The sequence below is a fragment of the Nitrospinota bacterium genome (assembly GCA_035528715.1).
Lineage (GTDB): Bacteria > JADFOP01 > JADFOP01 > DATKYB01 > DATKYB01 > DATKYB01.
Genome location: DATKYB010000054.1, coordinates 51,585 through 64,413 on the forward strand (window position 1 = coordinate 51,585; position 12,829 = coordinate 64,413).

Sequence of the window (12,829 nt, forward strand, 5' to 3'; positions counted from 1 at the left end):
TAAGTTATGTTTTTAAACTCCTCTTTAGAACTTTAAGAAACTCACTGTTTTCTCTTTCTTGACCAATAGTTACTCTCAAGCAGTTTTCTAATAGTTCTATGTTATTTAAATTTTTTATCAGTATTCCATGCTCTAAGAGACTCCGCCAGATGTAATTAGCATTTCTTTTTTCTTTAAATAAAATAAAATTAGAATCTGTTGGATAAGGAATAATCCCTTCCAAATTCTCCATGCTAACAAATAATTTTTCTCTTTCCTTAAGAATAAGTTGAATCTGAGAATTGATGATCTCTTTGTGTCTCAATACAAACCCAGAGATTGCTTGAGAGATTATATTTACATTATATGGAAGTTTCACTTTTATCAACTGTTCTACCAGTTCTCTACTAGCAATCATAATACCCACCCTTAAACCTGCCAGCCCAATCTTCGATAGACTCCTAAGAATGATAAGATTTTTGAAATCTTTTAAATAGCGAATAAAGGTCTTTTGCGAAAAATCATAATATGCTTCATCCAAAACTACAATCCCATCAGATAAGTCTATAACCTCTAACACTTTATCAATAGAAAAGCAGTTACCTGTAGGATTATTTGGGAAACTTAAAAAAGTTGTTCTCGGATGTTCTTCTTTAAGATATTTTTTAATCGTATCCAAATCTAAATCCCACTTATCGTTTAATGGAACCTTAACCGGAATTTTACCTAAAGCCAGAGATAAAATCTCATACATGGCAAAGGTAGGAACCGGAAACAACACCTTTGCTTTAGATTCTCCAAAAGCTATCATAATAGATTGTATCAATTCGTCAGATCCATTGCCTATAATCAGTTGATCCATTTCTATTTCAAGATCTTTACTGATAATCTCTTTCAACTTTACAGCATGGGGATCAGGATATCTATTAAAGGCGATGCCTTTTATCTCGCATAACAATCTTTCCTGAAATTCCTCTGGTAAGGAATATGTACTTTCATTGGCATCCAATTTAATCCTAACAGGAAAATCTTTTACTTCATAAGGTTTTAAATTTCTAATCTCTTCTCTTACAACCTCTTCTATCTTCATTTCAGCTATTCAATCCTCTTATCTTTATTGAATGGGCATGGGCATCTAAACCCTCTAGGTTTGCAAAATGAAAAACCTTTTCACCAATTTCTTTAAAACCCTTGTCGGTAAAGAAGACAACGTTTGATCTCTTAATAAAATCATAAACCCCCAATGGAGAGAAAAATCTGCTCGTTCCACCTGTTGGAAGAACATGGTTTGGTCCAGCCATATAATCTCCTAAAACTTCTGGGGTATCAGAACCTAAAAAAATGGCTCCAGCATTCTTCACCTTTTTCAATAGATCAAATGGCTTCAAAACAAAAAGCTCCAAATGTTCAGGGGCTATCTCATTTACCAATGAGATCCCTTCTTTGAGGTCCTTCACAACCAATATCCATCCATTTTTATCTAAAGATTTTTTAATGATCTTCTTTCGAGAAAGTTTTTCCTTTTGTATATTTAATTCTCTGAGGACATCATTTGCCAATCCTTTTTCTGGGGTTATCAGCACAGTTAAAGCCATTTCATCATGTTCTGCTTGAGAAAGAAGGTCAGCCGCTATATAATCTGGCTTACCGGATTTATCAGCTAGTATTACAATTTCGCTTGGACCAGCAATCATATCAATGTCCACATGCCCATAAACAAGCTTTTTGGCTGTAGCAACATAGATATTCCCTGGTCCTACTATCTTATCGACTCTCTTAATATTCTCTGTTCCGTAAGCCATAGCTCCTATTGCCTGTGCACCCCCAATAAAATATATCTCTTCAATATCAATGATATCAGCTGCAACTATAACATAAGGATTGATATCTCCTTCCTTTGTAGGAGTACACATAACGATCTCCTCGACACCAGCTACTTTAGCCGGTATGGCATTCATTAAAACAGAGGAGGGATAAGAAGCTTTTCCACCAGGGACATAAATACCGACCCTCCTTATAGGATTAATCGTCTGACCCAATGTAACACCTCTTTTATCAGTAGAAAGCCATGATTTCTCTCTCTGTCTCTTATGAAATCTCTCTATTCTTTTTGCTGCTTCTTTTAAAATGTAAACCAAACGTGGATCGGTTTTTTGATAAGCTTTTTTTATGTCCTTTTTTCTCAGTTTTAATGATGAAGGACTTAATTTTATACCATCATAAGTTTCAGTATACTTTATTAAAGCCTTATTACCATGCCTTCTTAAGTCTTTTAGAATCTTTAAAACCGTCTCGTCTACACAGCCGATTGACTGATCTGATCTATTAATAATTCTTTTTAAAGATTCTCTAACTCCCTTATCATTTGTATTTATGATTTTCATTGAGAAGAATCCTTTTAAATTCTCTCTATATTCGCCCCTAAACTTTTCAATTTATTCTCTATCCTCTCATAGCCTCTGTCAATATGATAAATTCTGGAGATCGTCGTAGTCCCTTCAGCAACAAGGCCAGCTAGGATTAAGCAAGCACTGGCTCTTAGATCAGTAGCCATTAAAGGGGCACCAGTGAGTTTTTTAACCCCTTTAATAATAGCACTATTTCCTTCAATTGAAATATCAGCGCCCATCCTTTTAAGCTCAGCAATATGCATAAACCTATTTTCAAAAACTGTCTCAGATATAACGCTTATTCCATTAGCAATGGAAAGCAAAGACATAATCTGAGCCTGCATATCTGTGGGAAATCCTGGATAAGGAGCGGTTTTTACATCTACTGCTTTTATCTCTTTATTTCTCCTTACCTTAATCCAAGAATCACCTTCTACCACATCTGCACCCGTATCTTTCAGCTTAAGAATCAGAGAAAGAACATGTTTTGGAATACAATTTTTTATTAATACTTCACCGCCAGTAATAGCTGCAGCAATCATAAAAGTCCCTGTCTCAATCCGATCAGGAATAATTGAATGTTTAAATGAATGAAGGCTCTTCACCCCTTGAATCTTAATGGTATCAGTTCCGGCACCCGTGATTTTAGCTCCCATACTATTCAAGAGGTTCGCTAGGCCCTCAACCTCTGGCTCGCAGGCTGCATTCTCAATAACTGTTTGGCCTTCTGCCATAGATGCTGCCATAAGAATATTTTCTGTACCAGTCACAGTAGGTAAATCGAGATAGATATGCGCTCCTTTTAATTTTGGGGCTGAGATATTAACATAACCATGCTCAATCTTTATCTTGGAACCCAGAGCCTCTAGACCTTTAAGATGTAAATCAATCGGCCTTGCTCCAATCGCACAACCTCCTGGCAAAGAAACCCTTGCTCTTCCTAATCTCGCAACCAAAGGCCCTAAAACCAAAACAGAGGCCCTCATGGTTTTCACTAAATCATAAGGTGCTTCAATGTTATTAATCTCTGATGGATCTATAGTGAATTTCCCTTTGTTGTTATCTGCAATCTTGGCACCTAATACCTCAAGGAGTTTAAATATAGTTTTAACATCAATGAGTTTTGGGACATTTTCTAGAAAACATTTTTCCTTAGTAAGAATGGAAGCGGCTATAATAGGAAGGGCGGAATTCTTTGCTCCACTGATTTCAATAGAACCCTGTAATGATATACCACCTTTTACTATTATCTGATCCACATTATAAACCTATTGTTTTACTTTTTGAGCCATGATTACCCTTTCAATCCCTGCTAGGTCTCTTTTAACTCTGATATTAGCATAAAGGCCTCTGTTTTCAATCATTCGCTGCACAGAGTCTCTCTGGTCTTTTCCAATCTCAAGAAGTAAAAAACCTTTATCTTTTAGAAAATAAGGAGATTTTATAATTATCTCATTTATGTAATCTAACCCACCTCTTCCTCCGTTTAAAGAATCAATCGGTTCAAAATCCTTGACCTCTTTTGAGAGTCTTTTGAGCTCATGAACAGATACATATGGAGGATTAGAGACGATTATATCAAAACAACCCTTTTTGAAACCCAAATCCTTGCAAAAATCTCCCTTAATGAGTAGAGTCCTATCCTGAACAGAATGTAATATCAGATTTTCTTTAGCGACTTTCAGAGCTTTTTCTGATTGATCAAGGGCATAGACAAAACAGTTTTTAAGCTCTTTAGTTAATGCTACGGGAATATTCCCGCATCCTGTTCCAAGGTCTAAAATCTTTATTTCTCTTTTTATATTTAAACTTTCTAGACCGTATTCTTCTACAATTTCCAATGCTCCTTCAATCAAAAACTCTGTTTCAGGTCTAGGTATCAATACATCTTTATTTATCTTAAAAATTAAAGACCAAAACTCCTTTTCGCCAATAATATAATGGACGGGCTCCTTCGATGCCCTCCTTTTAATTAAAGACTTAAACCTTCTCAGGTCTTTATTGCCTAAAACGCTTTGGTGTTCTAATAAAAGCCTCAATCTGTCTAAGCCAAGTGTATTGGCTAATAAGACCTCGGAGTCTAAACGCGGGCTCTTTATACCTTTTTTTTGGAGCACAGTAATACCCCATTGCAGAGAATCACGTAGGGTCAATGACATAAAAAACACCCTTATCTTTTTGGTTCTAACAATGAATTGCTGGTCTTTTTGTTCTTATCTAGATTGGTATTTTTATCCTCGATGTTCTTGAGCCTCTCTAAATCATAAGCTTCTGTCAGCCCCTCTATTATTTCATCTAACTCCCCTTCCATTATCGATTCTAACTTGTAAAGGGTAAGGTTAATTCTATGGTCTGTTACTCTCCCTTGGGGGAAATTATATGTTCTTATCCGCTCACTTCTATCACCACTTCCAACTTGAATCTTTCTCTTTTGAGATATCTCAGCCTGTTGATTTCGTTTTAGCTCATCAAGGATACGTGCCCTTAGAATCTTCATGGCTTTCGCTTTATTCTTATGTTGAGATTTTTCGTCCTGACATGTAACCACAATCCCTGTTGGAACATGAGTGATTCTTACAGCAGAATCAGTTGTGTTAACGCTTTGTCCTCCAGGTCCTGAGGAACGAAAGACATCCACTCTTATATCATTATCATTTATATCAACGTCTACCTCCTCTGCCTCTGGAAGTATAGCGACAGTTACTGCTGAGGTATGAACCCTACCTGAAGCTTCTGTAATAGGTATCCTTTGAACCCTGTGGGTTCCACTTTCAAACTTCAATCTACTAAAGACATCTTTACCTAAAATCGAAAGGATAACCTCCTTAAAACCTCCGACCCCTCTAATGTGTCCACTTAAAACCTCCATCTTGAAGCCCTGTTTTTCACAATATTTCGAATACATTCTAAAGAGATCTAATGCAAAGAGAGCGGCTTCTTCTCCACCGGTTCCAGCCCTTATTTCTAAAATAACATTTTTTTTATCTTCAGAATCTATAGGGGTCAATAGCATCTTAAGTTCATGTTCTAATTGGTTTTGTTTCTCTTTAAGCTCTTTTAATTCTAACTCTGCTAGTTCTTTTAAATCACTGTCTTCCTCATCTCTTAAGAGCTTCTCATCATCATCTATTTGACTAAGAACATGCTTAAGTTTCCTATATTTGTTAACAATCTTTGAGATCTCTGAGTGCTCTTTTGCATAGCGGTGAAAATCTTCTTGATTGTATTTCACCGAAGATCCGCTCATCAAATTGTTTAACTCTTCAAATCTTTTCTCTATATTGTCTAACTTTTGATACATTATCTCTTCCTGAACCAACAATCATTTTTTTATTTTTTTATACTTACTTTTAAATCTCTCAACCCTTCCAGCAGTATCAATTAACTTCTGCTTTCCTGTAAAAAAGGGATGGCATTTTGAACATATCTCAACCTTTAACTCTTTTTTGGTTGATCTCGTTTGAATAACCTCCCCGCAGGCACAGGTTATTGTTGCATCAACATATTCTGGATGAATCTTAGCTTTCAATTTACTAACCTCCTCTAATTTTAATGAATTAACTAATTAAACTAATTATTTTAGTTTACTAAATTTAAAATGCAATAAAAAAATAATGTAAATTTGATTATCAAAGCTTTTTAATAAATACTTGATGGAGTGAAAGATATGAATGGGTATGATCCAGAAGCCTCGTTTTATCGGTCAATAAATCTAGCTATTCATAGAATCTAAAAATTCTTTATTTGTTTTTGTTTTTTTGATTCTCTCAGAGATCAATTCCATGCATTCAACAACATTCAATTGACTTAAAACCTTTCTAAGAACCCATACTCTATTGAGTTCTTCTGATACCAGAAGAAGCTCTTCCTTTCTTGTTCCTGAACGATGGATATCTAAAGCAGGAAAAATTCTTTTATCAACCAACTTTCTGTCTAGATGCAATTCCATATTCCCTGTTCCTTTAAACTCCTCAAAGATAACATCATCCATCCTGCTACCAGTCTCTATGAGGGCTGTAGCGATGATCGTCAAACTACCCCCTTCTTCTATATTTCTTGCTGCACCAAAAAATCTTTTAGGCCTTTGTAAAGCATTTGAATCTACACCTCCTGAGAGGACCTTTCCGCTAGGGGGAACAATAGCATTATATGCTCTGGCTAGCCGCGTTATACTATCAAGTAGTATCACAACATCCTTTTTGTGTTCTACAAGCCTTTTGGCCTTTTCGATAACCATCTCAGCTACCTGTACATGTCTTTCATAGGACTCATCAAATGTAGAACTTACCACCTCTCCTTTCACAGAACGCTCCATATCAGTTACTTCTTCAGGCCTTTCGTCTATCAACAAAACGATCAAGATTATATCTGGATGATTGGTCGTAATGCTTCTAGCAATTGACTGAAGTAACATTGTTTTTCCAGTTCGAGGCGGAGCAACAATCAATCCCCTCTGGCCTTTGCCTATCGGAGTCAACAGATCCATAATCCGTGTGGAATAATCGCCATTGCTCATTTCTAAATGAATCCTCTCTTGAGGATAGAGTGGTGTCAAATCATCAAAAAATATCTTATCTTTAGCATTATCTGGATTATCAAAGTTTACAGCTTCAACCTTTAACAAGGCAAAATATTTCTCACTATTTTTCGGTGGTCTAATCTGGCCCGAAATGGAATCACCTGTGTGAAGATCAAACTTTCTGATTTGAGAGGGAGATATATAAATATCGTCTGGTCCAGGAAGATAATTGTAGCTCGGGGCTCTTAGAAATCCATAACCTTCTGATAATGTCTCTAACACCCCTTCCCCGAAGATCAATCCATTCTTCTTTGCACGTCCTTCTAATATCCTGAAGATGAGTTCTTGTTTTCGTAAACTGCTTGCACCGGCTATATTAAAATCTTTCGCAATTTTCAACAATTCAGATATCGTTTTTCTTTTAAGCTCATCAATATTCATTAAAAATATTTCCTTTTAAAGACTCATTAGTATTTCTCTCATGAAAGATATAAGAAATGTCATTAAAAAGATAACTTGAAATATAGATATTCCATTCTTTGGATTGAAAGAAATAGTAGATTTGTATCAGATACCTAATAATTCATTATATATACTATTCAACCTTCGAAAAACTTTAAATCGTGGATTTCTCATAAGAGTATTTTTTAGAAGGTTATTTAAGGGATAATCAAATATAATATACATATATACTTTTGTCAACACCTTTTTTACATTACTGCGAAGGAAGGAAAATTTGAAAAGCAGTCCCTTCCCCTGGTTTACTCTTTACCTCTATGATTCCTTTATGATTCTCAATGATCCTACAGACTATTGCTAATCCTAATCCATTACCTCCCTCTTTAGTCGTATAAAAAGGTTCAAATATCTTTCCAATGTCTTGTTGAGAAATCCCAGTTCCACTGTCCTTAATATTGATCTCTATAAACTTATTTATATTTTCTCTGTCTACTAATTTTCTAGAAGGAATCTTACTTCTTTCATTATCATCACAATAATGAGTCTCAATCCTGAGAACACCACCCTCTGGCATTGCCTGTGCACTATTTAAATACAAATTCCAAAAAACCTGCTTTATCTGTTTTGGATCTACCATTGCATTAATCTTTTTTTGTTTAAAATCTGTAGATATTTCGATATCTGACCGATACTCTTTGTTGTTTTTGAACAGCCCAATGGTCTCATTAATAATCTCATTTATATTATAGCTGCCAACAACTAAAGGTACTGGACGAGCATAATTTAAAAAATTAGAAATGATCGTATTCAATCTCTCTGCCTCTCGAATCACAATGTCCATTAATTGTCTATCAGCCTTTTTCAATCCAAAGGTATCTTTTAAGAGTTGGACCGACCCACTGATAGAAGTTAAAGGATTCCTGATCTCATGAGCAATCCCTGCAGCTATTTCTCCGACCGCAGCTAATCTATCTTTTTTTCTTATCTTTTCTTCCATCTCCTTTAATAGTGTAATGTCTTGAAAAATACCGATGATTCCCTGAATCGTATTTTTTTCATCCCTAAAAGAAGAAAAACTCATTCCTAAAAAGATCTCTTTTTTATCTTTTCTCTTAAAAATTCCTTCATATCTTTTTGGATCAGTGCTATCTAAAGAGATGTTTCTCGTACTATCGGATAGATCTGGTAAAACAAAAACCTCATAAAAGAATTTTCCAATGACCTCGTTTTTTTCATAACTGGTCAATTTCTCTGCAGTTTTATTAAAAAAGTTTATCTTTCTATTAATATCAGTGGTAAATAAGCCGCTTTCTATACTATTTACAATATTTTCATTAAAGCTCTGGAGCTTGATAAGATGATCCTTTTCCCGCCTCAGTTCCTTTCCTGTGATCTTCAGCCTTTCTGAAAGATTTCCACTTAAGAATGCAACCAGGAAAAATGCTAAGATATTAAAAAATACTAAGTAAAATACATATCCTGGGTCTAAGGAACTCAAAATCTTCCCATAAAAAGAGGCAGGGGATATAAAATTATATAACTCCAGATTTGCCATAGTGCCATATATTACACTGGAAAAAGAGGCAATAATATATCCCCCTTTTCTTGAAATGATTATGCTTGCGGTTATGATTGAAAATATATATAAAAATGAAAGGGTACTTTGAACACCCCCTGTGACATAATTCACTCCTGCTTCTATGATTATATCTCCGATGATCTGGACATAAGAGAATAAGATCAGATTCTTTATATTCCTTAATAGAATGGCATATAAAATGGTCAAAAAATAGGTAAGACCTATAAGAAAGCTTATATGAATAAGGGCTGGAATTTCACCCCCTTTTTTCTGGAAAATAACTACTACTCCAAGAAAAAGGGTAAGAAATATAACCCTCAATAACATTAAGGTTTTTAACCTTCTTTGAAGTTCATTATCGGAAGTATCTGATTGGCTATCAGTCATTATTGGATAATGTCCTCTGGAGGGTTAATGAATTTTAAATTTACTTTATAAAAGTGGCTAATTTAAAAATAGGAAGATACATAGCGACAACAACAAATCCAATAATAACCCCAAGAAATGCCATAATCAAAGGCTCTAAAAGGGAAGTAAGGCCAGCCACCGATGCATCTACTTCTTCCTCATAAAAATCTGCGATCTTTGAAAGCATGGTATCTAATGCCCCTGTGTTTTCTCCCACGTTTATCATCTGAACGACCATCGGAGGAAATACCTTTTTCCTACTTAATGGCTCTGCAATGGTCTGTCCTTCTTTTATGCTCGATATAGCAGAAATTACAGCCCCTTCTACTACCTTATTGCCAGAGGTTTTAGCCGTTATTTCTAAGCCCTCTATAATGGGTACGCCGCTACTTACCAAGGTCCCCAAAGTCCTCGTAAATTTTGCTACTGCCACTTTTTGAATCAAAGTGCCGAATATGGGAAGCTTTAAAAGTGTCGAGTCAACAGAGCGCCTTACCTTTAAATTTCTCTTATATAAGTGACGAAAGAAAACCATCGCTCCGATTGTAAAAGCCAGAATAAAGAGTATATAGCTCGTCATAAAGTTACTGAGACCAATAACTATTCTCGTGTATATAGGAAGTGTTTGACCAAACCCAGCAAACATCTGAGCAAAAATTGGGATAACGAATATCATTAAAAATATGACGACTAAGATTGCAATACAAATAATACTGGCAGGGTAAACAAGCGCAGACTTAATCTTTTTCTTAAGAGAAATGGACTTTTCCATATATGCAGACAGCCTATTTAATATGGTATCTAAGACACCCCCTGTCTCACCTGCTTCAACCATATTAGTATAAAGTTCGCTGAATACATTTGGATGTTTTCTCAAGGATTCATTGAATGTGGCCCCGGATTCCACATTCTCTTTTATCTGATTGATGATCTTACCAAAGGCTTTGTTATCCGTCTGAGTTCCTAATATATCTAAACATTGAACTAAAGGAAGGCCAGCATCTATCATCGTAGCAAACTGTCTTGTAAAGATAACGATATCCTTATCCTTGATTTTCTTACCCAGCGTCGGTATCTTTATCTCGATACCCTTTGATTTTTTCTTGATAGATTGAACAGTTATATTTCTACGACGCAAAATAGCGGCTGCAGCAAGCCTGTCTTTGGCTTCAACCTCTCCCTCTTGAACGGTTCCTGACCTTGTTTTTCCAACATATTTAAAAGAAGGCATGATTTAACCCCCGATCAGATTCTTATCTTTTTTGTGAAAAAGATTGACCGCTTTGACCTTTTTCTATCATCGCCCTTAATTCATCAGGAATAGAAGACCTACCCATCGCATCTTCATACGTTATTAACTTCCTTTGATAAAGCTCGAACAAGGATTGATTTAAGGTTTGCATACCGAACTTCGCTTGACCGGTCTGCATCGCTGAATAGATCTGATGGACCTTGTCTTCTCTTATGAGATTTCTTATCGCAGGGGTAGGGATCATTACCTCCAGGGCAAGAACACGCCCCCCTCCAATTCTTGGAATTAAGGTTTGACTTAAAACCCCTTCAAGAACAAAAGAGAGCTGAGCCCTGATCTCTGGCTGTTGATACGGAGGAAACACATCGATAATTCTATTGATTGTCTGAGCACATGAATTGGTATGTAAGGTGCTAAAGGTGAGATGTCCTGTTTCAGAAATAGTCAATGCGGAGCCTATAGTCTCTAAATCCCTCAACTCTCCGATAAGTACTACATCTGGATCTTCCCTCAGGGCAGACCTTAAAGCCTTATGATAATGAAGAGTATCGGCGTTAAGCTCTCTTTGATTCACAATACAATTTTTATGCTGATGGACAAACTCAATGGGGTCTTCAATAGTTACAATGTGTTCATGTCTTTCTGAATTGATCTTATCTATCATTGCAGCTAATGTAGTAGACTTTCCGCTTCCCGTGGGTCCGGTTACAAGTATCAATCCCCGCGGTTTCTTTGTCAAATTCGCAACAATGGGAGGCAGACCCAACTCTTCAAAAGAGAGAACCTGATAAGGAATAGTCCTGAAGGCTGCCGCAACAGCCCCTCTCTGCATAAACACATTTGCCCTAAAACGACTCAAACCTTTTACGCCAAAAGAGAAATCTATCTCCTTTTCCTGTTCAAACTTCAACTTTTGAGCATCAGTTAATACACTATAACAGATTTCTTTTGTATCTGCTGGTGTTAAAGGCGGCATATCTAAAGGGACTAAAGCCCCATCAATTCTTAACTGCGGAGGAGACTTTATCGTAATATGTAGGTCAGAAGCTCCCTTTTCCATCATTGTCTTTAATATCTGATGTAAATTTACCATCTTTTCTCCTTCTATTCATTAATCTCAAAAGGTTACCCTTAAGACTTCTTCTATTGTGGTTAGCTCTTCTTTGATTTTCTCTAACCCACTCTTTCTTAAGGTTCTCATTCCGAGTTTCACAGCTTCCCTTTTAATGTCTATATCACTAGCGCCTTTTAAAATCAATTCTTTAATCTCTTCTCTAACCGGCATTACCTCATAGAGTGCAACTCTTCCTTTATACCCTGTGCCACCACATTGCTCACATCCTTTTCCCTTATAGCATTTTAGAGACTTTGCTTCTTCTGGAGAAAAACCAATATCTATTAATGCATTGGTTGGAACCTCTATCTTTTCTTTACAATTTTCACATATCCTTCTCACAAGTCTTTGTGCTAATATCATAATAACGGAAGAAGAAACAAGAAAGGGTTCAATACCCATATTCAACAATCGGCTTATCGTGCTTGGGGCATCATTAGTATGGAGTGTACTGAAGACAAGATGGCCGGTTAGGGCTGCTTTTACAGCTGTCTCTGCTGTTTCAAAATCCCTGATTTCCCCTACCATAATTATATCAGGGTCCTGACGCAGAAAAGAACGAAGAGCTGATGCAAAATTTAATCCTATGCTTTCCTTCATCTGAACCTGATTAATTCCTCTTAAATTAAACTCAACCGGATCTTCAGCCGTCATAATATTCTTTTCATCATTGTTTATCTTATCCAAGGCACAATAAAGGGTTGTGGTTTTGCCGCTTCCCGTAGGCCCAGTTACTAAAATCATCCCGAAAGGACTGCTGATGGCTTTTTCAAACCCCTGTAGCTCGCTTTTTTCAAAACCCAAGTGAGTCATATCTAATAACAAACTGGATGGATCAAGGAGCCTTAAAACCACCTTTTCACCAAAAAGGGTGGGTGTTGTAGAAACCCTAATATTGATTTCCTTATTTTTTAGCTTTACCTTCATTCTTCCATCTTGGGGCAAGCGTCTCTCTGAGATATCCAGCTCTGACATTATTTTAAGCCTCGAAATGATAGCAGCCTTAAGCCTTAGAGGAGGAGACATTACATCATGAAGGACCCCGTCTATTCTGAAGCGAATCCTGAAATCCTTTTCATAGGATTCTGCATGAATATCACTGGCACCCTGTTTGATAGCATCTCTTAAG

General features: G+C 36.3%; 11 protein-coding genes. All 11 read right to left on the reverse strand.

All coding sequences use genetic code 11. From position 1 onward, the window contains the following. Positions 1-4: 4 nt before the first annotated feature. Entirely contained in the window at positions 5-1,069 is a 1,065-nt protein-coding gene (gene hisC / locus VMW81_04485) for a histidinol-phosphate transaminase (GenBank protein ID HUU50193.1), read from the reverse strand. 1 nt (position 1,070) lies between these two features. After that, on the reverse strand, positions 1,071-2,363 hold the full coding sequence (gene hisD / locus VMW81_04490; protein HUU50194.1) for a histidinol dehydrogenase: 1,293 nt from the start codon (positions 2,361-2,363) through the stop codon (positions 1,071-1,073). Positions 2,364-2,377: 14 nt separating this feature from the next. Further along, on the reverse strand, positions 2,378-3,628 hold the full coding sequence (gene murA, locus VMW81_04495; protein HUU50195.1) for a UDP-N-acetylglucosamine 1-carboxyvinyltransferase: 1,251 nt from the start codon (positions 3,626-3,628) through the stop codon (positions 2,378-2,380). Between the two features lie 9 nt (positions 3,629-3,637). Further along, entirely contained in the window at positions 3,638-4,528 is an 891-nt protein-coding gene (prmC, locus tag VMW81_04500; GenBank protein HUU50196.1) for a peptide chain release factor N(5)-glutamine methyltransferase, read from the reverse strand. Positions 4,529-4,539: 11 nt separating this feature from the next. Next, positions 4,540-5,670, reverse strand: a complete 1,131-nt coding sequence (prfA, locus tag VMW81_04505; GenBank protein ID HUU50197.1) for a peptide chain release factor 1 — start codon at positions 5,668-5,670, stop codon at positions 4,540-4,542. A gap of 21 nt (positions 5,671-5,691) precedes the next feature. Further along, positions 5,692-5,898: a 50S ribosomal protein L31 gene (gene rpmE, locus VMW81_04510; protein HUU50198.1), complete on the reverse strand. Its 207-nt coding sequence runs from the start codon at positions 5,896-5,898 to the stop codon at positions 5,692-5,694. A gap of 183 nt (positions 5,899-6,081) precedes the next feature. Further along, positions 6,082-7,329: a transcription termination factor Rho gene (gene rho / locus VMW81_04515; protein HUU50199.1), complete on the reverse strand. Its 1,248-nt coding sequence runs from the start codon at positions 7,327-7,329 to the stop codon at positions 6,082-6,084. A 274-nt stretch (positions 7,330-7,603) separates the two neighbouring features. After that, on the reverse strand, positions 7,604-9,313 hold the full coding sequence (locus VMW81_04520) for an ATP-binding protein (GenBank protein HUU50200.1): 1,710 nt from the start codon (positions 9,311-9,313) through the stop codon (positions 7,604-7,606). Positions 9,314-9,353: 40 nt separating this feature from the next. Then, positions 9,354-10,565 (reverse strand): type II secretion system F family protein, encoded by a 1,212-nt coding sequence (locus VMW81_04525; protein HUU50201.1) that lies wholly within the window; start codon positions 10,563-10,565, stop codon positions 9,354-9,356. Between the two features lie 22 nt (positions 10,566-10,587). Then, a complete protein-coding gene (locus VMW81_04530; protein ID HUU50202.1) occupies positions 10,588-11,679 on the reverse strand; it encodes a type IV pilus twitching motility protein PilT in 1,092 nt (363 codons plus the stop codon). Between the two features lie 24 nt (positions 11,680-11,703). Further along, positions 11,704-12,829: ATPase, T2SS/T4P/T4SS family (locus VMW81_04535; GenBank protein HUU50203.1), on the reverse strand; the 1,126-nt coding region annotated here is incomplete at its 5' end.

What these genes read in the sequence shown, in the direction of transcription:
- hisC (HUU50193.1), bottom strand. Translation starts at nt 1,069, where the DNA reads ATGAAGATAGAAGAGGTTGTAAGAGAAGAGATTAGAAATTTAAAACCT.
- VMW81_04530 (HUU50202.1), bottom strand. Translation starts at nt 11,679, where the DNA reads ATGGTAAATTTACATCAGATATTAAAGACAATGATGGAAAAGGGAGCT.
- prmC (HUU50196.1), bottom strand. Translation starts at nt 4,528, where the DNA reads ATGTCATTGACCCTACGTGATTCTCTGCAATGGGGTATTACTGTGCTC.
- hisD (HUU50194.1), bottom strand. Translation starts at nt 2,363, where the DNA reads ATGAAAATCATAAATACAAATGATAAGGGAGTTAGAGAATCTTTAAAA.
- VMW81_04525 (HUU50201.1), bottom strand. Translation starts at nt 10,565, where the DNA reads ATGCCTTCTTTTAAATATGTTGGAAAAACAAGGTCAGGAACCGTTCAA.
- VMW81_04520 (HUU50200.1), bottom strand. Translation starts at nt 9,313, where the DNA reads ATGACTGATAGCCAATCAGATACTTCCGATAATGAACTTCAAAGAAGG.
- prfA (HUU50197.1), bottom strand. Translation starts at nt 5,670, where the DNA reads ATGTATCAAAAGTTAGACAATATAGAGAAAAGATTTGAAGAGTTAAAC.
- rho (HUU50199.1), bottom strand. Translation starts at nt 7,329, where the DNA reads ATGAATATTGATGAGCTTAAAAGAAAAACGATATCTGAATTGTTGAAA.